This is a genomic window from bacterium, assembly GCA_035454885.1.
Taxonomy (GTDB): Bacteria; UBA10199; UBA10199; order JACPAL01.
On sequence record DATIGE010000003.1, the window covers coordinates 16,281 to 41,921 of the forward strand.

Below are 25,641 nucleotides of genomic sequence, written 5' to 3' on the forward strand. Positions count from 1 at the left end.
CGTACTTAAATATAATAAGTGTCTATTAAATCGGACAGACGCTATTTGGACTGGAGGAGTTTGTACTCCAGGGAATCGACCAGGGCCTGCCAGCTGGCCTCGATGATGTTCTCGGAGACGCCGACGGTGCCCCAGGAACCGAGCTTGCCGGTCTTGTCGCGGGACTCGATCAGGACACGCACCTGGGAGGCCGTGCCCAGCCCCGCGGGAAGGACCCGCACCTTATAATCCACCAACTCGACCTCTTTGATGGCCGGGTAGAACCGTTCGAGCGCCTCGCGGAGCGCCCGGTCCAGGGCGTTCACGGGGCCGGAGCCCTCGGCGACCCTGTGCTCCTCCACGCCGTCGACGGCGATCTTGACCGTCGCCTCGGCGCGTGGGCCCTTTTCGGTCTTCTCGTCGATGACCCTAAACTCGATCAACTTGAAGAACGGCTTGTAGGTCTTCAGGGCCCGCCGCATGAGGATTTCGAACGAGGCCTCGGCGCCCTCGAACTCGTAGCCCTTGGATTCCAGGTCCTTCACCTCGTCGACGATCCTTTTGACCACCGCGTCCTTGGGGTTGAGCTCGATGTCGAATTCGCGGGCCTTGTAGACCACGCTCGCCCGGCCAGCCAGGTCCGAGACGAGCACCCGCCGGTCATTGCCGACGGACTCGGGCCGGATGTGCTCGTAGGTCGCCTGGTTCTTCAAGACCGCGCTCACGTGGACGCCGCCCTTGTGCGCGAAGGCCGAATCGCCCACGTAGGGCTGGTGATTCCAGGGCTTGCGGTTGGCCAGTTCGTCCACGAAGCGGGAAACCTCCCTCAACTTCCTCAATTGCGCGTCGGTCACGCTCTCGATCCCCATCTTGAGCTTCAGGTTGGGGATGATGGAGACCAGGTTCGCGTTCCCGCAACGCTCGCCGATGCCGTTGATCGTCCCGTGGATCTGGCCCGCCCCCGCCTCGACCGCCGCGAGAGAATTGGCGACGCCCAGCTCGGCGTCGTTGTGGCAATGAATCCCCAACGGGGCGGAAAACCCGCGGCGCACTTCGAGGATGATTCGCGAGACGTCGGCCGGAAGATTGCCGCCGTTCGTGTCGCAGAGGACGATGCGGTCGGCTCCCGCGGCCGAAGCGGCCTCGATCGTCTTCAAGGCGTATTCGGGATTGGCCTTGTAGCCGTCGAAGAAATGCTCGGCGTCGTAGAGCACGTCGTCGAAATGCTTTTTCAAAAAAGCGATCGAATCATGAATCAGTTCGAGGTTCTCCTCGAAGGAGACGTGCAGGGCCGCCTTGACGTGGAAATCCCAGGATTTTCCGAAAATCGTGACCGCCGGAGTCCCGGCGCGTACCAAGGCCGCCAGGTTCTTGTCCTTGGAAGCGGCGGCGCCGCTGTGGCGCGTGCTCCCAAAGGCCGCCAGTTTCGCCTTTTTCAGCGAAAGCCCGCCCCGGCCCTTCTTCATCGCCCGCTGGAAGAACTCGTCGTCCTTGGGGTTCGAGCCGGGCCAGCCGCCCTCGATGTAATGAATGCCCAACTCGTCCAGCTTCTCGGCGATGCGGAGCTTGTCCTCGACGGTGAAGGAGATGTCTTCGGCCTGTGTCCCGTCGCGAAGGGTCGTATCGTATAACTCGACGACGGTATTCATCCGATGAACGCCTTGTGCAACGCCTTCACGGCGGCGTCCGACTGCTTTTCGTCGATGACGACCGAAATCTTGATCTCCGAGGTCGAGATCATCTGGATGTTGATCTTCTCCTTGGCGAGCGCCGTGAACATCGTGGCCGCCACGCCCGAGTGCGAGCGCATGCCGACTCCCACGATGGACACCTTGGCGATCTTATCGTCGGATTCCACCTTGCCGGCCCCGATCTCCTTGCCGACGCTTTCGGCGATCCGGAGGGCGTTTTTCAGATCCGCTTTGGGCACCGTGAACGTCAGGTCGGTAAACCCGTCGGCTGAGACATTCTGGATGATCATGTCGACGTTGATGTTGGAGGCCGCGAGCGACTCGAAAAGCTGCGAGGCGATGCCCGGCCGGTCGGCGAGACGCCGGACGGCGATCTTCGCCTCGTTCTTGTCGGCGGAAACCCCCGACACGACGATTTTCTCCATATCCTTGTCTTCTGTGGTCACCACGGTGCCCTCCACGTCCTCGAACGATGTTTTGACCCAAAGCGGAACCCTGTATTTCATCGCCATCTCGACCGACCGGATCTGCAGGACCTTCGCACCGAGCGAGGCCAGCTCCAGCATTTCTTCATACGAAATCTTATCCAGCTTCTTGGCGTTCGGAACGACCCGGGGATCGGCCGTGTAGACTCCGTCCACGTCCGTGTAGATTTCGCAATCCGCCTTGAGCGCCGCCGCCAGCGCCACCGCCGTCGTGTCCGAGCCGCCGCGCCCCAGCGTCGTGATATTGCCCTCGGGGTCGATGCCCTGGAAACCCGCCACCACCACCACCTGCCCCTTCGCCAATTCGTCGTGGATGACCGAGGCGTCGATCGACTTGATGCGGGCCTTCGAATACGCGCTGTCCGTGGTGATGCGGACCTGGTGCCCCAGGAACGACCGCGCCTTGCCTCCCAGGTCGCGGATGGCGAGCGCCAGCAAGGCGATCGTCACCTGCTCGCCGGTCGAGACCAACTGGTCGTATTCGCGCCCGTCGGGCTCCTTGGAGATCTTGTGGGCCAAATCGACCAGGCGGTTCGTCTCCCCCGACATGGCGGAGACGACCACGACGACCTGGTGGCCCTGGGCTTGGGCCTTCAAGACGCGCCGGGCGACATTGCGGATGCGATCGACGTCGCCGACGGAGGTGCCCCCGTATTTTTGGACGATCAGCACGATGAAGACCTCCCGAAATCCAAGGCTGAATCGCACCCGAAGGGTGTGGCAATCTCTATTTCACGTCGGTGATCCCCTGCAACCCGAATCTCCACGCGATCCGTCATCCTCGTCTCGAGGTCCGGCATCCTCTCGATCCATTCGACGGCGATGACCGCACCCGACGCCAGGTATTCGTCCAATCCGAGCGTCTCACCCTCCCGCGGTTTGTCGATCCGGTAGAGATCGACGTGGATGAGTGGCGTCCCGCGCCCCCGGTATTCGTTGACCAGGGTGAAGGACGGCGAGTTGACGTAGTACTCCGGATCGATGCCCAGGCCCCGCGCCATGCCCTGCACGAAGGTCGTCTTGCCGGCGCCGAGGTCCCCGATCAAGCCCACGACGGCACCCGGTTTCAGACCTTTGGCGAAGCCGGCGGCGATCTGCAGGGTTTGATGGGCCGATTTTGAGATCATTCTTTGCATGGCAGCATCTCTTGAATCGCCTTCGGAACCTCGTCGGCCACCTCGGAGGCCAGCAGTCCTCGATCTCCCAATCGATCCGCCACCCGATCCCCCGCCCGGCCATGGAGAAAGACCCCGGCCACGGCGGCCTTCCCGGCGTCCAGGCCTTGAGCCAGGAGAGAGACGATGACCCCGGTCAGGACGTCGCCCATGCCCGCCGTCGCCATGCCCGGATTGCCGGTCGCGTTGACGAAGAGATCGCCGGACGGCGCCGCCGTGACGGTCCGGAAGCCCTTGAGAACGACGATCACGCCGTGCTTCATCGCGAAATCACGCGCGGCGGCGAGACGGTCCTTCTGGATCTTCGCGGTCGTGAGCCCCGTCAGGCGCGCCATTTCCCCGGGGTGGGGGGTGAGGATAACGTTCCGGCGTAGGGGCACGGCGCGCCGTGCCCCTACGGGGCCCAAACAATTCAACGCATCCGCATCCAAAACCAAGGGTTGCCCGGCCTTCAAAATCATCCGGCGAACCAACTCGCGTGTGTCGGCGTTGACGCCCATGCCGGGTCCCATCGCGACGGCGGATTTCCCCTCCAAGGCCCGGGCGATCTTCGCCCAGGCCTTCCGGGCAAAAGTACCGGAGCGAACCGACGGGAGCGGTTCGTACATCAGTTCGAGGAAATTTTTTGGCAACTTCCGAAAGGCCCTGTCCGGCAACGCGACCGTCGCCAGACCCGCGCCGGTCCGAAGGGCCGACTTGCCCGCCAGCAGGATCGCGCCCGGTTTCGTCTCCGAACCGCCGATGAGAAGGACGTGGCCGTAGGTCCCCTTGTGCGTATCGGCACCGCGCCGGGTGAACAGGGGCCGGATGTCCGCGCCCGTCACCCACTGAATCCGGCTGCCCAGGGAGTCGTAGACGCTCGCGGGGATTCCGATGTCCACGACCTCCAACCGCCCCACATAAGGCGCCGCCTGGGGTTGAAGGAGGCCGATCTTGGGACGGCCCATCGTGACGGTGACGTCGGCCTTGACCGCAACGCCAGTCGTGCCCTTTGGTAAGGCGCCCAGGGGTTCGCCCGTATCGGCGGAGAGGCCCGAGGGAACGTCCAGCGCCATTTTCCATTTTCCGGATCGATTCATGGCCTCGATGGCCTCTTTCGCGACGCCCTCCACGGGGCGCGAGAGTCCGGTGCCGAAGATCGCATCGATGAGGATGTCGTATTCGTGTAGGGGCATGGCGCGCCATGCCCCTACGTCGATGACACGAACCTCCCCCGCGACGCCCTCCAACAGGCGGGCCACCACCCTGCCGTCGCCGCCGTTGTTGCCCTTGCCGCAGACGACGAGGATTTTTTTTTGAGAGAGATCGGGAAAATATTTCTTGAGGATTTCGAACGCGCCGCGCCCGGCGTTCTCCCTGAGGACGGCGGCCGGGAGGCCGCCGTCTTCGGCGCGCCGGTCGGCCTCTCGGGATTGTTCTGAGGTCAGAGCCAGCATGATTACGAGGTCAGGGCCTTCATTTCCCGAACGGCCTGCTCCAACCCTACCATCACGGCGCGCGCGACGATCGAATGCCCGATGTTGAACTCGGCGATCTCCCGGATCTTCGCGACGGCGGCGGCGTTCGCGTAGTTGAGCCCGTGCCCCGCGGCCACCCAGAGGCCCTTCGCCTTGGCGATCTCCGCGCCGACGGCGATGCGCCTCAGCTCCTCCGCGACCGCGTCCTCGTCGCGCGCGTCGGCATAAAGACCGGTGTGGATCTCGACGGCGTCCACACCCAGCTCCGCCGAGAGCGCGATGTCTCCTTCATCCGGATTCACGAACAGACTGACGCGCACGCCCGCCTTTTGCAGCTGGGGTATGAATTCGGACAGGACCTTTCGGGTCTTGCGGACGTCCAGCCCCCCCTCGGTGGTCAGCTCCTGCCGCTTTTCGGGAACGAAGGTGACGAGGTTCGGCTTGGCGCTGATCGCAAAGGCGAGCATGTCCTTGGTCGCCGCCATCTCCAGATTGAGGTCGGTCTGGACCGAGCGCCGGAGCAACCTCACATCCGCGTCTTGAATGTGCCGGCGGTCCTCGCGCAGGTGCACCGTGATCTGATCCGCCCCCGCCTTTTCGGCCAGAGCGGCCGCCGCCACCGGATCGGGATAACGCGTTCCCCGGGCTTGGCGGAGGGTGGCGACGTGATCGATATTGACCCCGAGTTTTGCCATTTCAGGAAAGGTTCTTTTGGATGCAGCTCGTGAGCTCTCCCGCCATTTTCCGGATCGCCGCATCCTCGTGGCCTTCGATCATGATGCGGATCAAGGGCTCGGTCCCGGAGTAGCGGACAAGCAGGCGGCCTTTCGCGCCCAAATCGTGCTCGATCCTCTTCATCAGCTTCTGGACGTCCGGAAAGAGATCCAGGTCCTGCCGCTTGGGCACCTTGACGCTGGTGAGCACCTGGGGCAGCGGATGATAGCGGGCGACGAGCTCCGAGAGCCGTTTGCCCGTCGCCTCAAGAATCGACAGCACCTGCAGGGCGCCGACGAGGCCGTCGCCCGTCGTCGCATGATCCCTAAAGATCATGTGGCCGGACGCTTCGCCGCCGAAACCGTATCCCCCCTCGCGCATCTTTTCGACGACGTAACGGTCCCCGACGGGGACGCGTTCGAGCTTTCCTCCGAGGGGAACGAGGTAGTCTTCGAGCGCCTTGTTGCTCATCACCGTGGCGACGACGACGCCGTCCTTCAGGGCCTTCTTTTTGATCAGATTCTCGGCGCAAAGGGCGAGAATCGCGTCACCGTCGACGATGCGGCCGTTTTCGTCTGCGAAGATCACGCGATCGGCGTCGCCGTCCAGGGCGATCCCCAGGCAGGCGCCCGTTCTCCTGACCTCCGCAGCCATGGCCTGCGGATGCACCGCGCCGACGCCGTCGTTGATGTTGAGGCCGTCGGGTGCCGCCCCCAAAACCGCCGTTTCCGCGCCGAGCTCCGCGAGCACGGTCGGAGCGATCTTATAGGCCGCGCCGTGGGCGCAATCGACGACGACCTTCAGGCCGTCCAACGTCCTCCCCTTGGGAAAAGTCGATTTCACGAACTCGATGTAGCGGCCGGAGGCGTCGTCGATCCGGGTGGCTCGCCCCACGGCGTCTCCCGTGGGACGGTTTCTTTCGAGCTCGCCCGAGGCCATCATCGATTCGATCTTGAGTTCGTCGGCGTCCGGGAGCTTGAAGCCGTTCCGGTCGAAGACCTTGAGGCCGTTGTCTTCGAAAGAATTGTGGGAGGCGGAGATGACGACCCCGGCGTCGGCCCGCATGGCCTGGATGAGGAAGGCCACGCCGGGCGTCGGCATGGGGCCGATCAGGAGGGCCTCGGCCCCCATGGAGCAGAGGCCGGACGCGAGCGCGTTCTCCAACATGTAGCAGGAACGGCGGGTATCCTTGCCGATGAGGACGCGGTGATGCTTGCCTCCGTTCCGGAAAAAAACGGCCAAGGCCCGCCCCAACGCCAGGGCCGTCTCGGAGGTCATCGGTTCCTGGTTGGCGACCCCCCGAATACCGTCAGTTCCGAAAAGCTTCTTCATCGTAGTAACGGGGGGAGATAACCGCTCTCCCCCCGAGCCCCCCATCTGTCCAGCCGTTGTATCATCGTTCACTCCGGAAGGTAACCTTCCTACGTTCACTATAAAAATGAGTTCGGGTCTGCAAGACGAATTGCGGCCTTAGTCACGGCCACGTCGTGGACGCGCAGAATCGACGCGCCTTTCGAGGCCGCGAGGACGGCGGCGGCGGCGCTGCCCGTCCAGAGGGCCTTTTCGTCCGCCCCGAAGATTTTTCGCAAGAATGACTTCCGGGACGCCCCGACGACGATCGGCGCGCGAAGGGCCCCGAACTCGTTCAAATCATTCAGGAGGGCCAAATTATCCTCGAAACGCTTGCCGAAGCCCAGGCCCGGATCGACCATGATTTTGTCGCGGTCGATTCCGCGATCGACGGCAAAACGGATCCTCTCCTGCAAAAAGCGCAACACCTCCTGGACGACGTCCTCATAGGAGGGATTCCGCTGCATCGTGGGCGGCTCCCCCCGCATGTGCATGAGAATAACGGGCACTCGATGGCGGGCCGCCACTTCCGCCATCCCTTCCCGGCGGAGGGCGGAGACGTCGTTGATCATGGCCGCGCCCTCCTGGAGGCTCAAGTCTGCCACGCCGGGCTTCTGTGTATCGATCGAAACGGGAATCTTGATGCGGGGGAGGACCTTCCGAAGGACGGGCAGGAGTCGTTTCCACTCTTCCTCCTCCGTGATCGGAGACGAACCGGGGCGGGTCGATTCGGCCCCCACGTCAATCACGTCCGCGCCTTCCTCCTGCATTCGAAGGGCGTGGTCGAGGGCCGATTCCGGGTCCAGAAAACGGCCTCCATCGGAAAACGAATCGGGGGTCACGTTCAGGATGCCCATGACGTGCACACGCCCGGTCAAATCAAAATCGCGGCTGCCGATTCGCAATCAGGCTTTCCCTGGTTCGGGAATCGGATGAAATCCGGGAGTCTTGCGGGAGACGCCTTCGGGCGAGGTGGTCACCGGAGCCGGAGGCGGCGTGGCGGACGGCTTAGGCGGACGGGTCTGGTTCACCTTCTCGCCGCGGATCGCCTGGTCGATCTGCTCTCCGTCGAGGGATTCGAACTCCAAGAGGGCCTGGGCCAGCCGGTGCAGGGCGTCTATTTTTTCCTGGAGGATCCCCTTGGAGCGCTCGTAGTTGCGGTTGATGATCTTCTTGACCTCTTCGTCGATCTCGATCGCGGTCTTCTCGCTGTACTCCTGCTGCTGGACCATGTCCCGGCCGAGGAAGATCTCGCCTTCCTTGCGCCCGAAGGCCAGAGGCCCCAGATCGCTCATCCCCCACTCGCAGACCATCTTCCGGGCGAGGTCGGTGGCCTTGTCGATATCGTCGCCCGCCCCGGTCGTCTTCTGATTGAAGATCAGCTCCTCGGCCAAACGTCCTCCCATCAAGACCGAAACCGTATTCTCCGCCTGGTCCTTGGAATGGATGTGTTTTTCGTCGAGCGGGAGCTGCTGGGTGAGCCCCAGCGCCATCCCGCGGGGGATGATCGTCACCTTGTGGACGGGATCGGTGCCCGGGAGCGAGCGGGCCACGAGGGTATGCCCGGATTCGTGATAGGCGATCATCCGCTTCTCGTCCTCCGCCAGGATCATGCTCTTGCGCTCCGCGCCCATGATCACCTTGTCCTTGGCGAGCTCAAAGTCCTCCATCTCGATGAATTTCTTGTTGTAGCGGGCCGCGTTCAGCGCCGCCTCGTTGACCAAGTTTTCGAGGTCCGCGCCGGAAAAGCCCGGAGAGCCGCGCGCGATGATCGACAGATCCACCTGAGGCGCCAGGACCGTCCGCCGCGCGTGCACCTGCAGGATCTCCTCGCGACCCTTCACGTCGGGACGCGGGACGACCACGCGGCGGTCGAAACGGCCCGGACGGAGGAGCGCCGGATCGAGCACGTCCGGCCGGTTGGTCGCCGCCATGATGATGACGCCCTCGTTCGACTCGAATCCGTCCATCTCGACCAAGAGTTGATTGAGCGTCTGCTCGCGTTCGTCGTGCCCGCCGCCCAACCCCGCGCCGCGATGGCGGCCGACGGCGTCGATCTCGTCGATGAAGATGATGCACGGCGCGTGTTTCTTGCCCTGCTCGAAGAGGTCCCGCACCCGGGAGGCTCCCACGCCGACGAACATTTCGACGAAGTCCGACCCGCTGATGGAGAAGAACGGCACGCCCGCCTCGCCGGCGACCGCCTTGGCGAGCAGCGTCTTGCCGGTCCCGGGCGCCCCGATGAGGAGCACGCCCTTGGGGATCCGCCCCCCGAGCTTCGTGAATTTTTTGGGGTCCTTCAGGAACTGAATGACCTCCTCCAGCTCGTACTTGGCTTCCTCGACACCCGCGACGTCCTTGAACGTCACCTTTTTCTGCGATTCGGAGAGCAGCCGCGCGCGGCTGCGCCCGAAGCTCATCGCGCGCCCGCCGCCGATCTGAATCTGGCGCATCGAGAAGAAAAAGAAGGCGAAGAGCAGGAGCATGGGGAGCCACGAAATGAGGATCTGCTGCCAAAGCGGGGTCTCGCGCGGCCTCTTGTACTCGAGGACCGTTCCCGACTTATTCAGAAGCTCGAACGCCTTCTCGCTGTCGGCGGGCCCCACGGTCTCGAAAAAGGCCCCCTGCTGGACGTCGTCCTTGAACTTGCCCACGTATTCCTCGCCCTGGACCGTCACCTTTTCCACCTGGCCGCCCTGGACGGCCGCGATGAACTCGCTGAAGGAGATCGTCTTGCGAACGACCGGACGCGTGTTCAGGAAGTGCAGGACGGAGATGGAAAGAAGGACGATGATGGCCCAGAGGGCGATGGTTTTTTGGGATTGACGCATTAGTTAAACGCTAACACGCGGGTCTCGCTGAATCAATCCGAATTCTTGGGAGATTTTCGAAAGAAAACAAAGCGTTGCCTGCCCTTTTCCAACCCCAACCCGGACGGCAGATCGTAGCTCTGACCGTATTTTAAATCCTGAAGGATTTCATCCACCTTGAGGACGGCGACGGCGGGAAGCGCGTAGGACTCCCCAAGAAGCGACTGGGCCATCTTTTGAATCAGGCGGTAGCGCAGGGCCCCGGGCATCAAGCGATACTTGAAGAGCGGAAAATCCGCCTTCTTGCCAATCCCCTTGAAAGATCTGCGGCCATGTCTTTGAAACATCGACTGAATTTCGGCGTTCAGCCTGTCCTCATCGGCCTGCAGGAAGATGGCGTTCAGGGCCGTTCTTTCCGCCAGATTGGGATTTTCCCGTTGAAGGGACCTGAGGAATTGGCGGAGGCGGTTTCGCAGATAGAGACGGCTCCGATTGGTCGCGTCGTCGCGGTACGGGAGGCGGGTGGCCCGCGCGCAGGCCAGGATCTCGGCGCGGGTTGCATCGATGAGCGGCCGGATCACCTCGACGCCCCCGTCCTCCAGCGCCCTCCGGGGCCTCATGCCCGAAAGACCGCGCAGCCCCGCGCCCTGAATCCATCGCATGGCGAAGGTCTCGAGCTGGTCGTCGGCGTGATGCGCGGTCGCGATCTTTTTGGAGCCGAATTTTCGAGCCGCGCGGACGAGAAACCGGTAACGCATCTGGCGGGCCCGGGCCTCGACGTTCTCCCGCGTCCGCCACCGGGGCGCCTTGGCGCTGAGGAAAGGAACCCCCCACGAGGCGCACAGGCCGCGCACGAACCGACGGTCGGCGGCCGAGGCCCTTCCGCGGAGGTTGTGGTCGAAATGGGCGACGGCGAGCCGGGGCCTCGATTCCTGAGGCAGGAACCGGAGCAGGTGCAGGAGGACGACGGAATCGACGCCTCCTGACACCGCCACCAGGACCTTCTCACCGGGATCAAAGAGAGACGACCGGCGAATCGTGCGTCTTAGCTTTTCCCTTACGTCGGAGCGCGAGATAAAGCCCCCCTCCCAACAACCCACCCAGCGCGTCAAAAATCAAGTCGGCCGCCTCGGGCGACCGGCCCCGCACGAAGCGTTGGTGAAACTCGTCCGTCACCCCGTACAGGAAGGCCGCGAGCCCGGCCGTGAGAAGGACGCGGGCGGGCGCCCAGCCCCGCGCCAGGGGATCGAAGGCCCAGACGAACACCGAGCCGAATCCGGCGTAAAAAAAGGCATGAACAAACTTGTCGGAAAACGGGAAGCGCGGGAGCGAGACGTGATGAAGCGACGAGAGGTAAAAGAGAAACCCCGCGTAGGCGGCGACGGCCAGCCACCGGATCGCGGGGCCAACCCTACATTTTGTATTTTCCAAAGTCTTCCGGGTTGAGGTTTTCCAGGAACTCGGCCCATTTCTCCTTCTCGCCCTTCTCCCCGGAAATCCCTTCCTTGTTCAGGTCGATCTGCCTGGATTTTTCGATGACCTTCCGGTCCACGAAGATGGGCGCTCCCGCGCGGAGCGCGAGGGCGATGGCGTCCGACGGCCTCGAATCAATGACGTGCTCCTTGCCGCCGGCGGCGAGGTAGATGCGCGCGTAAAAGGTGTTGTCCGCCAGGTCGTTCACCTCGACGCGGGCCACGCGGACGTCAAGCGTGTGCAGGATATTCTTCATGAGGTCGTGCGTCATCGGCCGGGCAAGCTTGATCTTTTCCAATTCCGTCGCGATGGCCGAGGCCTCGATCAAACCGATCCAGATGGGAAGCGCGCTCTTCTCATCCAAGTCCTTGAGGATGATGATGGGCATGTTCGTGAAGGGATCGATCGTCAATCCCGTCACCTTCATTTCAATGAATGGGTCCAATGATCTCTCCCTTGAGCGAATAGGCCGACGCGCCGGTGATCTCGATTTTCAGTATAACACCCGCGATTTCGGGCCCACCATCGAAATTTACGATCCGTCCGTGCGGCGTGCGGCCGGTGAGTTGGGGCTTTCCCAGCTTGGGGCCATCGTACGATGGGCCTTCCGCCAGGACCTCCTCCACCCGTCCGATGCGCGACCGGTTCTTGGCGAGAGACAACCCCGCCTGCAGATCCTGCAATCGGGCGAACCTTTCCCGTTTGACACCCGGCGGCACGTCGTCCGGGAATCCGGCGGACTCCGTTCCCGGGCGCGGGCTGTAGACGAAGGAGTAGCTCGCGTCGTACCCGACTTCGCGGACGAGAGACAGGGTCGCCTCGTAATCTTCTTCGGTTTCGCCTGGAAAGCCCACGATGATGTCGGTGGTGATCGCGACGTCGGGCGCGGCCCGCCTCAATCTTTCCACCTTCCTCAAATAAACTTCGCGCGTGTAAGACCGTCGCATTCGTTTCAGGATCCGGTTCGACCCCGACTGGACGGGCAAATGGATGTGCGGGCACAACCGCCGGTTGCGCGCGTATTCCTCGATCAGGGCCGGCGAGAGGTCCTTGGGGTGAGGGCTCGTAAAGCGGAGCCGGTCGACCGTCGTCTCCTCGTCGACACGGCGGAGAAGTCGGGCGAAGTTCGTTTTCTCCGCCAATCCCTTGCCGTAGGAGTTGACGTTCTGACCCAGGAGCATCACCTCCCGGACGCCCTGGGCGGTCAGGCGGTTGATCTCGTCAATGATGTCTCCGGAGGCACGAGACACTTCCGCGCCGCGCGTGAACGGCACGATGCAGAAGGAGCATGCGTTGTCGCAACCCTTCATGATCGTCACCATGCCTTTGACCTGCCGCTGGCCCGTGAGGATGGGAGAGGGAAACTCGTAATCGCTCAAATCGGAAAAATCGATTTTCGAGAATCGCCCCGCCCCTCCCTCCGAACGCCGCGCCAATTCGGGGAGTGACGCGATATGATCGGGGCCCAACACCATGTCGACCTGAGGGAATTGTTTTAAGATCTTTTCGCCGGCGTGCGAGACGACGCAGCCCGTGACCGCCAGGACCTTGCCCTCCCCTTCCCTTTTCATGCGGCCGATCTGCGAAACCGCCTTGTGATAGGATTTTTCCCGGATGCTGCAGGTGTTGAGAACGACCACGTCGGCATCCGCGGCGTTTGACGCGCACACGTAGCCGTCCTTGGCGAGCAAGGCCTCCATTTTCCGGGAATCGTGCTCGTTCATCTGACAGCCGTAGGTCTTGATGTAATATTTTTTCATCGGGGAGGCGCCGCTGTCGCGGCATAAGAGCCTGTAACGCTCCTTCGTCGCTCACAGGCTCTAAAAGTCTTTATCTAATTTGATGCGGGTGATGAGCTTGTCCAGGCCGTCGTCCTCCGTGATTCCAAAGCTCTCGTAGGAGTCCTGCTCGTCGGCGGGTTCGTCGACGGCTCGCTGGAGGTCGCCCCGGTCGGTGCGGATCTCGCGGCGGATGACGTCCACGTACTTGTCCGGAAATTTCTTGACGATGCCCTCGACGTACTTGTTCAGACGATCGGCCGCCTTTTTTTGCTCGGCGTCCTTGATGGTCTTCCAGTTCTTCAGATAGTGGAGCCGGCAGTAATCCTTGGTCGTTTGAGCGTTTTTGCATCCCGGCTCGATGCAAATCTTGATCTTCATGAGTGGCAACCCCACCTTCCACTTGTAAACTCTTTTGAACGATTTTCAACAGTATTTCAGGACCTTAATGACGCAGCGAGTAAGCGGACCGCGTCACCGCGCCGCGCGCGGAACCGGTCTCCAAAGGAATCCTCCCGCAAGGCGATCTCCAGGAATCCCGAGCTCCCGAAGAGGGCCCCCGGCATGCGGGGAGGTATATCGGAATAGGTCCTGTATAAAGGAAGGCGCCTGCCCCGCCAATAAACCGATAATGAACGGAGGAAGGTTTCCTTCCGGAGAGAATGGTCCAGTCGCGGCCTTACAGATGGGGGGTTCGGGGTGGAGAGCGGTATCTCCCCCCGATGCAAATTAGTGAAGGCATTCCCGAACTTGTCGAAGAAGAGGATCTCCCCTTCCCAGCCCTTTGGAGTCCGCAGCACGGAAAACTCGGGACGCGTCTGGATCGACGGCAGCCTCCGGCCGAACGCGGACGGCGGCACCCCCCTGGAGAGATGCGCCGCCACAGGACCGAAAAGGTCGCGGCCGTGAAAGGTCGAACTGACCTCCGAGAGGAAGTAGCGCGTCTTCGTGAGCTCGAAGACGCCCACGACCGGGTCGCGGAGCGTCACAAGCGTAAAGAGCCCGTTGTCCGGGCCGACGAAGAAGTGATTCTTGGTCTTGACGAGGATCGGATGGCGCCGGCTGCCCACGCCCGGATCGACGACGGCCAGATGGATCGTCCCCTTCGGGTAGAACGAAAAGGCGCACCCCAAATGATACGCGCCGACGACGATGTCATAGGATGGAATCTCGTTGGACAGATCGACCAGGCGAGCCCTGGGGTTGATGGAGAGGATGGAGCCCTTCACGGCGCCGACGTAACCATCGGCGGTCCCAAAGTCGGTCGTGAGAGTAATGAGAGGATTAACCACGGGAGGGAGGCCCTCCTCCGCCTCCGGAGGACGCCCTGTCCATCGCATCCGTGAATTTCCGCCTCTTTTCCAGGTTCTGGCGCCGTTCCCGGTTGATCTCGTCCCGGAGATCGGGGGACATCGCCTCGTAGGTCCGCTGTTTCATCTTCTTGGACTCGTTGTACCGGTAGTAAACGAGTAGGCCGACGGCGAGAAGGCCCGCGGCGATCATGAAAATCTTGTCCGGAATGCGCAAGAGCAGGGCCAGGGCGGTGGCAAGGCCCGCGATGACATAGGGATAAAACTCCCGGAGGGTCCCCAGGACGTAAAGAAGGACCTCCCGGCCGCGGTTGCTCGGGTTCACCGCGACAACATACCTCAGAACTTGGGCGGACGCCAATCGGGCGTCGGGGCCTCCTCGATGACTTTCAGGAGGGCCTCCTTGATGCGGGCGAGACGCTCTTGGGACGTGATCTTGTGACCGAAGATGTCCCTCACGTAAAACGTGTCCGCCACCTGGTCGAGTTTGGTCGAGATCTTCGTCACGTCCACGTACAGCCCCAGGGCCGAGAGCATGGAGGTGATCTGGTAAAGGAGGCCCGTCCGGTCCTGGGAGTAGATGTCGATGACGGTGTAGTAGGCGGAAACGTCGTTGTCGATGTCCACGCGGGCGGGCGCCACGTGGGCGACTTTCTTCTTGAAGAGCGAAGGCCGGAATTTTTCGGCCACGAGGGTCTCGAGAGGGACCCTCCCCTGAAGGACGTCCCGCAAGTCCTTTTCCACCCGTTCCCACTTGCCGTCCGAGGCGTCGATCATGTGACCCTCGTGGTCCACGACCCTGAAGACCTGCAGGGCATGGCCCCGGTTGGAGAGATTGAGCTGGGCATCCAGGATGTTGATGTTGTGGGCGGCGAAGAGGCCCGCCATGCGCGAGAAGAGCGCCGAACCCTCCCAGGTGAAGAGCGTCACCTCGCTTAAACCCTCCCGCTCGACCGGCCTCGCCTCGAAGACGATCGGATTCAGTCGGAACCTCTCCCAGAGCTCGACGTGATGGGCGATCTGCTGGGGCGGTGTGGCGAGGAGGTACCTAGGCGACATCATCGAGAAAAACTCGCGGCACTTCTCGCGGTCCTCCTCGAGGGGAAAGAGCCGGATCACCTCGACCAAGACCTTGGCGACCAGTTCCGAGACCTTTTCCTTGGTGAACGTGCCCTTCTCCAGCACCCCGCGCGTCTTGAGGTAAAGCACGTCGAGCAAGGCGGCCTTCCAGTCGGTCATGGCGTCCGGGTTGGCCGCCTTCACGTCGCAGAAGGTCAGAACGTGGAGCATGCCCAAACTTTCCAGGCTTTGCATCGCGCGGGCGAACCGGATGATCAGGTTCTGCTCTTCCAAATCGCGCCGGAACGCCACGTGGGTCATGATGAGATGGCTCCGCTCCAGGAACTCCAGGGCGTCGACGTCCGCCGGCGGAAATCCCAAACGCTTGGCGGCCTCGCGAATCAGCGGTGCGCCGCGCTCCACGTGCCCCTTCCCTTCGCCCTTGCCCACGTCGTGGTAGAGGATCGAAAACGCGAGCAGGGTCTTCCGGTCGGGCGCCGTCACGCCGCGGACGATCTCCGTCACCGTGGGATGTTTTTGAGAGTAGTCCCCCTGGGCGATCTTGCCCAGCTCCGAGACGGCGAAGAGGGAATGAACGTCGACCGTATAGACGTGATAGAGGTTGTGTTGCACGCGGAATCTTAGTTTGCCGAACTCCGGCAAAAAGGTCCCCAAGACGCCCAAGTCGTTCATCGTCTCCAGCATGGTCCCGAGACCCACGAAGTCGGAGAGCATGGTCTTGAAGAACGCGCAAGCGACGGGCGACGTGCGAAAGACCTCGTCCATCCGGGGCAGGCTCTGTTCGATCCGCTCTTTGGCCACGTCATCCAGTTCGACACCCAGTTTCCGCCCCAGCTCGAAGATTTTGAGGAAATAAATCGGTTCCCGCTCGAAGAGATCCGCCGTGGCGGGAGTCAGGCGGCCGTCGACGATCCGGCAGTTTTTGTCTTGGAGAGGAATCTCGGGGGGCGGAAAGAGCGACGGCTCGCGGCGGTTCAGGCGCCGGAGGGCCTTGTCCGTGAGGTTCCGGATCGTGGCCGCCACGCTGTAGTATTTCTGCATGAACGTCTCGACGCCCAGGAACTGGGACGTGTTGCTGTAGCCGAACCAATGCGCGATCGGCTCCTGGTATTCGACAACCAACTGGTCCGACCGCCGTCCCGCGCGGCGATGGAGTTCGTTCCGGAGCCTCCAAAGGAAACGGAGAGCCTCCCAAAGGGATCCGAACTCCGCCTCGGTGAACGTGCCCCGGGCGACCATGTCGGCGGGCTCCCGGATGCGGTCGAAGATGCGCGCGAACCAGTAAACCGAGTGGTAATCGCGCAATCCCCCCTCGCCTTCCTTGATATTCGGCTCGAGGAGGTAGACCGACCCGCCGTATTTCTCCTGCCGCTCCTCGTTTTCGGCGATCTTCCGATTGAGGAAGCGGTCGCGGTTGCCTTTGGAGGAAAAGTACTTTTCCACGGTTGCCTGCAACTCGTCGGACAGCGTCCGGTCGCCGACCAGATGGCGCGCGTCGAGCAGGGACGTCAGGATCGTCATGTCCTCGTCCATCAGTTTCTTGCAGTCGCGGACGGTCCGGACCGCGAACCCCACCTCGAGACCCGCGTCCCAGAGCGGTTGCAGGACGCGCTCGTTCAGAAATTTCACGAACTCCTGAGCCTTGCCGTCGTAGAGGAAGAGAACGTCGATATCGGAGTGAAGACAGAGTTCCTTCCGCCCGTAACCCCCCTGGCTTAAAAGGGCCGCGCGGAAGCCCCCCCCGGGGCGGCCGTAGTCCCGTTCCGCCTTGAGATAGAGGGCTTCGAGCAGACGGTCCATCGCCTCCGTGCGGAATTGAATGGCCGGCAGCGGGTCTTCGTTCCCTTCGTGAAGGGCGGAAATCCTCTTCTCCACCTTCTCCAAAAAGGATCTGACGGTGCCGAGGACGTCGCCGTCGAGCACGATCTGGAGCTCCTCTCCGCTCACAAGTCCCCCCCCGCGTCCTCGGACTTGGCGAGATAGGCCGCGACGCCCTCCGCGATCGCGTTCGCCAGGTCTTTTTGGTAGCTCCCCTGCTTCAAGCGCTTTCCTTCCTTTTCATTGGTGACGAACCCGGTCTCGATCAACAGACTCGGGCATTTGGCGCCGACAAGCACGTAAAAAAGCGCGGTCTTCGACTCGATCCGCCCGAACTTGTATCTGGCCTCCAGCCTCTTTCTGAGCGCCGTCTCGACGTCGGAGGCCAGCTCAACCGACTCCTCGGCCACCGCCGTCTGGAGGAGGTCCGAGAGGATCGCCTCGATGTCCTTTTCCTCCGCCGGCGCCCCCTCGTTCTCGCGAGCCGCGAGCCTCCGGGACGCCTCGTCGGTCGCCTTATTGAGGGAATAGATCTCCAGGCCTTCGGCCTTGGGATTTTTCGCGGCGTTGGCGTGGACGGAGAGGAAGAGATCGCACTGGCGGCGGTTGGCGATGCGGTTCCGCTCGCCCAGGGTGATGAAGCGGTCGTCGGACCGCGTGTAGGAAACCTTGGCGCCCAGCTTCTTCTTAAAGACCGCCGCCAACTGCTTGGACATTTGAAGGACGACGTCTTTCTCCCGGACGATCCATTTTTTCTTTTTCTTGCCGAAGCTTCCGATGGCTCCCGGATCCTTTCCTCCATGCCCGGGGTCGATCACGATGATCGGAGGTTGTGGCGCTTCGGAGGGCTGGGATTCAGGCCGGGTTTCCGGTTGTTTCGTCGGCTTGGAAATCGTTTTCTTCGGCGCCGCTTTCGCCGCAGCGGACTTCTTGGCGGGTTCTTCCTTCTTCTGGGCCTTGATGACCGCCTCGACCCCGTTCATCCGCGCGGTCGAAGGCGAAGCGGCCGCAAGGAACGCGCATGTCACAGCCGCCACGCCGATGAAACGGAACCTCATTTAAAACAGGCTCTCCTGTCCCTCACCCCTTTTCGACCTCTTCTTGGCGATCCGCGGCTGCCCTTCGGGCTCGAGCTCACCCGATTCCAGGTTCTTGAGCACCTCCTTCGCGCGCTCGACAACCTCCGGCGGGAGACCCGCCAGGCGGGCGACGTGGATGCCGAAGCTGTGGTTCATGCCGCCGGGGACCAGGCGGTAGAGGAAGACGACGTCATCGCCGTCCTGCTTCACCGCGACGTTGCAATTCTTGATCCCTCGCCGCGTCACGGCAAGGTCGATCAGCTCGTGATAATGAGTGGCGAAGAGCGCCCGCGACTTGAGGACGTCGTGGAGGTGTTCGGCCACGGCCCAGGCGATGGAGATGCCGTCGAAGGTGGACGTGCCGCGCCCGATTTCGTCCAAGAGGACCAGGCTTTTCTCCGTCGCGTTGTGAAGGATGTTTGCCGTCTCGCACATCTCCACCATGAAGGTGCTTTCGCCGCGGGCGAGCCGGTCGGCGGCGCCCACCCGGGTGAAGATCTGGTCGACGATTCCGATCTCGGCGGAATCCGCCGGGACGAAGGACCCCGCCTGCGCCATCAAGGCGATCACGCCCGCCTGCCGGATAACCGTCGATTTTCCGGCCATGTTCGGGCCCGTGATCATGAGGAGACGGTCGGCGGCGGCGTCCACGGAGAGATCGTTGGGCACGAAACTCCCGGCGGGCAGATTGTTCTCCACCAGCGGGTGCCTCCCCTGCCGGATCCTGAGAACGCCGTCCTCCCGGATCTCCGGACGGACGGCGCGGGTCCCGCGCGCGTATTCCGCGAGGCTTTGAAGGGCGTCCAGCTCCGCGACCCGTTCGGCCTGGGCTTGGAGGGCGGGAACCGACGCGAGCGCCTTTTCGCGCAGTTGGCAGAAGATTTCGTATTCCAGCCCCTTGATCCTCTCCTCCGCGCCGAGCACCTTGTCCTCGAAGGACTTCAGCTCCGGCGTAATGAACCGTTCGGCGTTCGTCAGCGTCTGCTTGCGGATGAAATCCGGCGGGACCTTGGAGAGGTGCGCGGCGGTGACCTCCAGGTAATAGCCAAAGACCTGGTTGAATCGGACCTTGAGGGAGGCGATGCCCGTCCTCTTCCTCTCGCGCTCCTCGATCGCGGCGATGGCGCCCTTGGCGTCGGCCTGGATTTTCTTTAGCTCGTCCAGCTCCGTGCGGACGCCGTCCCGGACGATCCCTCCGTCCTTGAGCCCCAATGGCGGTGCGTCGACCAGGGTCTTCGCGATCTCCTCCTTCAGCTTTGGAGACGCGTCCCAATCCGACGCCAGGCGGGAAAAAACGGCCGTCTTCAGCTCCGACAGGATCGGCGCCGTCCGGCCGAGGGCCTCCAGGGAATCCGCCAGGGCGCGCATGTCGCGCGCATTCGCCGTGCCGAGCGACAGCCGGCTGCTGATCCTCTCCAGGTCGTAGACGTTCTGCAGACAGGCCTGAACCGCCTCCAAGACCCGGGGCCGTCCGGACAGCTCCCCGACGGCGTCCAGCCGTTCCTCGATCTTCGCCTTTTGGACCAGGGGGGCCAAGAACCATTCCCGGAACTTGCGCGCCCCCATCGCGGTCTTGGTCCGGTCCAGAAGGTCCGCCAGTTCGTCGACGTTCAGGTTCTTGCGCGAATCCTCTCCGATCCTCATCCGCTCCCTCCCGTCGTGGAGACGCAAGGCCCGAAGATGGGCCATCCGACCGACCTTTTGCGTCTCCCGGACGTAGTGAAGGACGGCGCCCGCGGCGATGACCCCCGCGGGGGCCGCCTCGCACCCGAATCCGGAGAGCGTGGCCGTTTGGAACTGGTCGCAGAGGATCTTCCGCGCGTAGGTCTCGTCCCAGACCCAAACGGGGACGCGGCTGACGACAAATCGCCCCTTCAGTGTTCCGGACACGTCCGCCCCTTCCGAAACGACGACCTCGCGGGGCTCCAGGCCGCCCAGCTCGGAGAGGAGCGCGGCCTCGTCCCCGGACATCTCCAGGCAACGAAAGTCGCCCGTGGCGATGTCCGTGAAGGCAATGCCCCAAACCTCGCCATCGCGGTGGACGGCCACCAAATAGTGATGGACCGCCTTTTGCGCGCGGTCGACGCCGTTCAGAAAACCGGCGAGCCCGGGGGTGACCACGCGCGTGACCTCCCGCCGGACGACGCCCTTGGCGTCCTTGGGGTCTTCGACCTGGTCGCAAACGGCCACCTTATAGCCCTTCTCGATCAGCTTGTTGAGGTACGGCTCGTAGGAATGATGGGGCACGCCGCAGAGGGGCACGGGGTTCGGGTCGTTCTTGTTGCGGGAGGTCAAAACGATGTCCAGGACCTTCGAGGCGGTCACGGCGTCGTCGTAGAACATCTCGTAGAAATCCCCGATCCGGTAGAAGAGGATGGCGTCCTTGCAGCTCTCCTTAATCTCCCGGTACTGCTTGAGCATCGGCGTTTCAGATGCGTCGGACACGTTTCACACCTCGAAAAAATAAACGACTGAATCGCACCCGTCAGGGTGTGGCTAGGAGGTATCAAGTTGGCAGGATTGCTCAACCCAAAAGTTGGATGAAATTCACCATCCGTCCCGCGGCTTCGCCGTCGCGGCGGTAGGACCAGAAGAGGTCCGGGCGGCAGTGGGTGCAGAGGTCGATGCGATCGACCTGGGCGTCGGAAACGCCCGATTCCCGGAGCTGAAGCCGGTTGGTCAGAGCGACGTCCAAGAGCCACTTCGTCTCCGAAAGGCGTTTGAGGATCGGCCATCCGGGGAACTCGCGCTCGAAGTCCCCCTTCACGTCCTCCTTCACCTCAAAGCAACCCGCGGCCATGTTGGGCCCGAGGGCGCAGACGAGGTTTTCCGCCCGACCGCCCCTTTCGACGATCCGCCGGATCGCGGCTTGGACGGCCCGCTGCAACGTCCCCTTCCACCCCGCGTGAACGGCGGCGACGATGCGGGCCTTCGGCTCCACGACGAGAATCGGCAGGCAGTCGGCGGTCTTGACCGCCACGGCGACGCCTGGGCGATCCGTTAGAACCGTATCGAAACCATCCGGTTCATCGGCGAGAACGGCCTCCGGTTCCAAAATACGGACGCCGTGGACTTGTTTGACGGTCACGGTATGGGCCGGTCGGGGATCGGCGATCGTTCCGAAGCCGTGGGCGATTCCGGGGACGGCTCGAAGCAAGGGAGAGGCGATCATGGCAGCGATTCTATCACGGACCGGAAATCCTCGGGGAGTGGGGCTTCGAACGACAAGCGCTCTTCGCTCTTCGGATGCCGGAACGACAGCTTCCAGGCATGGAGCATGGGGCGTGTGAGCGACTCCAGACGCGTCCGGACGGCTTCGTCCTTGATCGACGACAGATGGCTCTTGGCGCCGTAGGCCGCGTCGCCCACGATCGGATGATGCGCCTCCGAAAGATGGACGCGGATCTGGTGCGTGCGCCCGGTCTCGAGGGCGATCTCCAGGAGCGTGAGCCCCGCAAAAGAGCGCGCCACCTTCCAATGCGTCACGGCGCTCCGCGCGAACTTCGTGCGGCTCGAGAACTTCTTCCGGTGGACCGTGTCGCGCCCGATGGGGACGTCGATCGTGCCCGCCTTTTGCTTGAAGGCGCCGAAGACCAGGGCCTGGTAGGTCTTGTCGACCTTCCGGTCCTTGAACTGCTGGGCGAGCTTCCGTTGCACCAGGTCGTTCTTCGCGACGACCATAACCCCGGATGTGCCTTTGTCGAGGCGATGGACGATTCCCGGTCGTAGGGGCATGGCGCGCCATGCCCCGACCGGTCCACCACCCAAATGATGCAAAATGGCGCTCACCAACGTCCCCTTGTAATGCCCCGGCGCCGGATGGACCACCATCCCAGCGGCCTTATTGATGACTAGCAAATCGTCATCCTCGTAAAGGATGTCCAGCGGGATCTCTTCGGCCTCGGCCTTCGGGATCTCCGGCGCCCGGCGGACCATTTCGATGTCCTCCCCGCCGTGGAGGAGAAAGCTCGGCTTGCGCTTCTCCCCGTTGACCAGGACGAAGCCGTCGTCGATCAGCTTCTTGATCTGGGTCCGGCTGTAGTGCTTGTGCTGGGTCGCCAGATAGGCGTCAAGGCGGGTCTTATTCAATCTTCTTTCAATTCCAGATTCCAATACGAGAAGTCGACGATGTTGAAGAACGGCCTCCACTCCTCGTGCCGGACCACGCGGGACGAAAGGTCCATGAACGGCGTCCAATGGGGGCGCGACGGCGTGCGGATGAGCTTCATGTGCGCCTGGGCCGGCGAGAGCCCCCCCTTCTTGCGGTTGCAGGGGATGCAGCTCGTGACCACGTTCTCCCACGTCGTCTTGCCGCCCTGGGTGCGCGGAACGACGTGGTCCAGATTCAGGTCCGTCCGCGGCAGGTGTTTGCCGCAAAACTGGCAGGTGTTGGCGTCCCGCAGGTAGATGTTGTGCCTTGAAAACCGGACGTGCCGCTTCGGTACGCGGTCGTAGGTCTGCAGCAGGATCACGCGCGGGACACGGATCATGCGGTTGATGAGGCCGATCTTTTCGTGATGGTCGGCCACCGCGAGCTCGCTCCAGCTCTGGAAGTCGAAGGTCTCGTACTGGCGGTCGACCGCCTTGGCGATCCCCATGTAGAGCAGCGTGAACGCGCGGCGCAAAGAGGTGACGTGAATCGGGATGTAAGAGCGATTCAGGACAAGTACTTGGGAGGTCAGCATTTTCAGAGGCCAGAATCGTATGAAATGCGTTGATCGTCAAGACGCAATCCGTCATAGGTGATGCAAGTGATTACGCTTTCCAACGGCCACAAATTCAAGTTCATGACCGCCTCCGGGGCGCTGGCCTACGACGGGCAGGGTTGGCCCTGGGAAAAACCCCTCAAGTGGGTGGGCCTGCTCGATCCCGCCCTCTTCACGAACGTGACGAAGACGCTGACCCGCAGTCCGCGCGAAGGGAATCTGCGCTGGTCGCACCCTTGGAGCGTGGTGAAGGCGATAAAAGGCGGCGGGGTCGTCAACGCGATCGGGCTCACCAACCCGGGGATCGACTGGTGGCTCAAAGCGGTCGCGCCGCGGATCTCCGAACGATTCCACCTGGTGGCTTCCGTTGAGTCGCGCGACGAACTGGAGGTCGCGGAAATGATCCAGCTCCTGGAGGGCCAGCGAATCCGGGCCATCGAGCTGAATCTTTCCTGTCCCAACACGAAGGATCTCACCGACCGCACGACGGAGAAGATTCTCGCCATCGCGCGCCACGCCGCCCGGCTCTCGTTCGTTCCGTTGATCGCGAAGCTCTCCTTCACCCACGACTACGTCGGTATCGCCAAGGAATTGGCCAAGGAGCCGAAGATCCAGGCCCTCGCCATCAACAGCATTCCGTGGGCCGCGATCTTCCCGGACCGCCCCTCCCCCCTCGCAAACTTAGGCGGCGGCGGCGTCTCCGGCCGGATCATCCAGGCATACACGTGGAAGATGGTCGGGGAGTTGGCGATCGCGACAAGAATCCCGGTCATCGGTCCGTCTGTGTGGGAATACGAGGACATTCAAAGGGTGACCGACATGGGCGCCAAGGCGGTGAGCTTCGGCTCGGTATTCGTGCGGCACCCTTGCCGGCCGACGCGGTTTGTGAGGCGGTGGATCAGGGAGAACATTCGGCGATAAGGTCGTAGTCGGCGGCCTTGAGGACCCTTGCGTCCAAGAACTCCCCTGCGGGGAGATTCTTGCCCGCAAGGACGGTGATCCCATCGATCTCGGGGGCCTGCGAGGCGAGACGCGCCTTGAAGAATCCGCCGCCCTCCGGCATCGGACCCTCGCAGAGGGCCTTCAGCCTCCGGCCGACCAGGGCCTGGTTCTTCTTCCGCGAGATCTGCCTCTGCAGGGCCATCAGGCGTTCGTAACGTTCGTCCTTCATTTTCGCGCCGATCTGGTCCGGCAGCGTCGCCGCGGCCGTGCCTTCCTCGACCGAAAACCTGAAGACGCCCACGCGGTCGAACTCCGCCTCCGAGACGAAATCGCAAAGCTCCTGGAACTCCTCTTCGGTCTCGCCGGGGTAGCCCACGATGAACGTCGTCCGGAGCGCGACGTCCCGAATCTCCTTCTTAAGCTTTCCGATCAGCTGGCGCACGTACCGCGACGGCGAGCCCCGCTTCATGGAGAGCAATATCCGCTCGCTGATGTGCTGGAGCGGCATGTCGACGTATTTCACGATGTGTTCCGCGTCCCGAATCGTCCCGATCAGGCGGTCGTTGAACTCGAGAGGGTACATGTAGAGTGGACGGAGCCAGAACTCTCCCCGGAGCTTGTCCAGCCTCTCCAGGAGTCTTGCCAGGGTCGTGCCGTCCTTCAGGTCGCGGCCGTACTCGTTCAAGTCCTGGGCGATCAGGTTGAACTCCTTCACGCCTTCGCCGACGAACCCCTCGACCTCGCGCACGACCGAGTCCATCGTCCGGCTCTTCAGGCGGCCCCGGATCGAGGGGATCGTGCAGAAGGAGCAGATGTGGGAGCAACCCTCGGAGATTTTCAGGTAGCTGTAGTGCCCGGGGGTCGAGAGGACACGCGGGAGGTCGGGGTCGGGGAGGATTTGGCGGGAGCTGACGTGTACGGGCACGGCGCGCCGTGCCCCTACCTCGGCGAATCGCGCCCTCAAAAACGCCCCGATCCGGTCGAATTCCCCCGTCCCCACGAACAGATCGACCTCCGGCATCTCTTTCGCCAGCTCCTCCCCGTGTTTCTGCGAGAGACAGCCCGAGGCCACCAGGACCCGGCAGGTCCCCGCCTCCTTGTATCGGGCCATCTGAAGGATCTGGTCGATGGATTCCTTCCGCGAGGCCTCCAGAAAGCCGCAGGTGTTGACGATGATGACGTCGCTCTTCGCGGGATCGGTGGAGAACCGGAATCCGTCCTTCTTGAGGTATCCGAGGATCATCTCGGCGTCGACCAGGTTCTTGGCGCAGCCGAGCGAGACCATGCAAATGGACTTAGGGCTTGGCGTCACGCGATTCTTCCTTGAGGGAGAGACCGAGCACGAGGGCATCCTCATCGTTGTCCTGATAATATTTCCTACGGACGCCCACTTGGCGGAACCCGTACTTGGAGTAAAGCCTGAGCCCGGCCGCGTTGGAGGGACGGACGTCCAGGGAGACGCTCTCCACCTTGTTTTTTCGGGCGTCCTCGAGCATGGACTCGATGAGCCGGGAGGCGATGCTCAGCTTCCTCCAATCGGGATGGACGGCGATCGTGATCAGGTGCACCTCGGGCCCCACGCGCCAATAGTCGATATAGCCCACGATATTGCCTTCGCTCCGCGCCACGAAAAGGTGCGCGACATTCAGGTTCAACTCCATTCGGAAGAGGTTGAGCGTGAACGGCGTCGGAAAGGAGACCGTCTCGATGGCCATCACCTCGGAGAGATCGGACTCCTTCATCCTTTCGATGACAACGTCCCCGTTCATTCGACGGCCAGCGATTTGATCGGGA

24 protein-coding genes are annotated in these 25,641 nt (G+C 62.7%); 1 reads left to right on the top strand and 23 read right to left on the bottom strand.

Annotated elements, in window-relative coordinates:
- Positions 1-41: 41 nt before the first annotated feature.
- The 21 genes from cimA to VLJ37_00275 form a co-directional block, all read right to left on the bottom strand.
- The gene (gene cimA, locus VLJ37_00175; protein HSA58088.1) at positions 42-1,628 is read right to left on the bottom strand and encodes a citramalate synthase; all 1,587 of its coding nucleotides are present in this window, start codon (positions 1,626-1,628) and stop codon (positions 42-44) included.
- Positions 1,625-2,830 (bottom strand): aspartate kinase, encoded by a 1,206-nt coding sequence (locus VLJ37_00180; protein HSA58089.1) that lies wholly within the window; start codon positions 2,828-2,830, stop codon positions 1,625-1,627. The genes cimA and VLJ37_00180 overlap by 4 nt, the downstream gene beginning before the upstream one ends.
- Complete coding sequence (tsaE, locus tag VLJ37_00185) at positions 2,821-3,291, bottom strand: tRNA (adenosine(37)-N6)-threonylcarbamoyltransferase complex ATPase subunit type 1 TsaE (GenBank protein HSA58090.1); 471 nt, start codon at positions 3,289-3,291, stop codon at positions 2,821-2,823. The genes VLJ37_00180 and tsaE overlap by 10 nt, the downstream gene beginning before the upstream one ends.
- Positions 3,279-4,766, bottom strand: coding sequence for an NAD(P)H-hydrate dehydratase (locus VLJ37_00190; protein HSA58091.1), 1,488 nt, complete (start codon positions 4,764-4,766; stop codon positions 3,279-3,281). The genes tsaE and VLJ37_00190 overlap by 13 nt, the downstream gene beginning before the upstream one ends.
- 2 nt (positions 4,767-4,768) lie before the next feature.
- Positions 4,769-5,482: a pyridoxine 5'-phosphate synthase gene (locus VLJ37_00195; protein ID HSA58092.1), complete on the bottom strand. Its 714-nt coding sequence runs from the start codon at positions 5,480-5,482 to the stop codon at positions 4,769-4,771.
- Between the two features lies 1 nt (position 5,483).
- Positions 5,484-6,833: a phosphoglucosamine mutase gene (gene glmM / locus VLJ37_00200; protein ID HSA58093.1), complete on the bottom strand. Its 1,350-nt coding sequence runs from the start codon at positions 6,831-6,833 to the stop codon at positions 5,484-5,486.
- Positions 6,834-6,931: 98 nt separating this feature from the next.
- The gene (gene folP / locus VLJ37_00205) at positions 6,932-7,756 is read right to left on the bottom strand and encodes a dihydropteroate synthase (GenBank protein HSA58094.1); all 825 of its coding nucleotides are present in this window, start codon (positions 7,754-7,756) and stop codon (positions 6,932-6,934) included.
- Positions 7,757-9,682 (bottom strand): ATP-dependent zinc metalloprotease FtsH, encoded by a 1,926-nt coding sequence (gene ftsH / locus VLJ37_00210; protein ID HSA58095.1) that lies wholly within the window; start codon positions 9,680-9,682, stop codon positions 7,757-7,759. It abuts the gene before it with no gap.
- 32 nt (positions 9,683-9,714) lie between these two features.
- Positions 9,715-10,656, bottom strand: coding sequence for a tRNA lysidine(34) synthetase TilS (gene tilS, locus VLJ37_00215; GenBank protein ID HSA58096.1), 942 nt, complete (start codon positions 10,654-10,656; stop codon positions 9,715-9,717).
- Between the two features lie 19 nt (positions 10,657-10,675).
- Positions 10,676-11,092, bottom strand: a complete 417-nt coding sequence (locus VLJ37_00220; protein ID HSA58097.1) for a VanZ family protein — start codon at positions 11,090-11,092, stop codon at positions 10,676-10,678.
- Entirely contained in the window at positions 11,073-11,561 is a 489-nt protein-coding gene (locus VLJ37_00225; protein ID HSA58098.1) for a bifunctional nuclease family protein, read from the bottom strand. The genes VLJ37_00220 and VLJ37_00225 overlap by 20 nt, the downstream gene beginning before the upstream one ends.
- Before the next feature lies 1 nt (position 11,562).
- Positions 11,563-12,894, bottom strand: coding sequence for a tRNA (N6-isopentenyl adenosine(37)-C2)-methylthiotransferase MiaB (miaB, locus tag VLJ37_00230; protein ID HSA58099.1), 1,332 nt, complete (start codon positions 12,892-12,894; stop codon positions 11,563-11,565).
- Positions 12,895-12,954: 60 nt separating this feature from the next.
- Positions 12,955-13,293 (bottom strand): hypothetical protein, encoded by a 339-nt coding sequence (locus VLJ37_00235; GenBank protein HSA58100.1) that lies wholly within the window; start codon positions 13,291-13,293, stop codon positions 12,955-12,957.
- 56 nt (positions 13,294-13,349) lie between these two features.
- Positions 13,350-14,204, bottom strand: a complete 855-nt coding sequence (locus VLJ37_00240) for an SAM-dependent chlorinase/fluorinase (protein HSA58101.1) — start codon at positions 14,202-14,204, stop codon at positions 13,350-13,352.
- Positions 14,197-14,583, bottom strand: coding sequence for a hypothetical protein (locus tag VLJ37_00245; GenBank protein ID HSA58102.1), 387 nt, complete (start codon positions 14,581-14,583; stop codon positions 14,197-14,199). The genes VLJ37_00240 and VLJ37_00245 overlap by 8 nt, the downstream gene beginning before the upstream one ends.
- Positions 14,562-17,249 carry a [protein-PII] uridylyltransferase gene (gene glnD / locus VLJ37_00250; GenBank protein HSA58103.1) on the bottom strand — a complete coding sequence of 896 codons (2,688 nt, stop codon included), beginning with the start codon at positions 17,247-17,249 and terminating at the stop codon, positions 14,562-14,564. The genes VLJ37_00245 and glnD overlap by 22 nt, the downstream gene beginning before the upstream one ends.
- Positions 17,246-18,178, bottom strand: a complete 933-nt coding sequence (locus VLJ37_00255; protein HSA58104.1) for an N-acetylmuramoyl-L-alanine amidase — start codon at positions 18,176-18,178, stop codon at positions 17,246-17,248. The genes glnD and VLJ37_00255 overlap by 4 nt, the downstream gene beginning before the upstream one ends.
- Entirely contained in the window at positions 18,179-20,644 is a 2,466-nt protein-coding gene (gene mutS / locus VLJ37_00260; GenBank protein HSA58105.1) for a DNA mismatch repair protein MutS, read from the bottom strand.
- Positions 20,645-20,723: 79 nt separating this feature from the next.
- On the bottom strand, positions 20,724-21,371 hold the full coding sequence (gene pgeF, locus VLJ37_00265) for a peptidoglycan editing factor PgeF (GenBank protein ID HSA58106.1): 648 nt from the start codon (positions 21,369-21,371) through the stop codon (positions 20,724-20,726).
- The gene (locus VLJ37_00270; protein HSA58107.1) at positions 21,368-22,288 is read right to left on the bottom strand and encodes an RluA family pseudouridine synthase; all 921 of its coding nucleotides are present in this window, start codon (positions 22,286-22,288) and stop codon (positions 21,368-21,370) included. The genes pgeF and VLJ37_00270 overlap by 4 nt, the downstream gene beginning before the upstream one ends.
- Positions 22,285-22,884, bottom strand: a complete 600-nt coding sequence (locus VLJ37_00275; GenBank protein HSA58108.1) for an HNH endonuclease — start codon at positions 22,882-22,884, stop codon at positions 22,285-22,287. Before VLJ37_00275 ends, VLJ37_00270 begins: the two co-directional genes overlap by 4 nt.
- Before the next feature lie 66 nt (positions 22,885-22,950).
- Here VLJ37_00275 and VLJ37_00280 point away from each other — a divergent pair, with 66 nt between their 5' ends.
- The gene (locus tag VLJ37_00280; GenBank protein ID HSA58109.1) at positions 22,951-23,826 is read left to right on the top strand and encodes a hypothetical protein; all 876 of its coding nucleotides are present in this window, start codon (positions 22,951-22,953) and stop codon (positions 23,824-23,826) included.
- Here VLJ37_00280 and rimO read toward each other — a convergent pair.
- Both rimO and rimI read right to left on the bottom strand, forming a co-directional pair.
- A complete protein-coding gene (rimO, locus tag VLJ37_00285) occupies positions 23,804-25,159 on the bottom strand; it encodes a 30S ribosomal protein S12 methylthiotransferase RimO (protein HSA58110.1) in 1,356 nt (451 codons plus the stop codon). The genes VLJ37_00280 and rimO overlap by 23 nt on opposite strands.
- On the bottom strand, positions 25,143-25,616 hold the full coding sequence (gene rimI, locus VLJ37_00290) for a ribosomal protein S18-alanine N-acetyltransferase (GenBank protein HSA58111.1): 474 nt from the start codon (positions 25,614-25,616) through the stop codon (positions 25,143-25,145). Before rimI ends, rimO begins: the two co-directional genes overlap by 17 nt.
- Positions 25,617-25,641: the final 25 nt, after the last annotated feature.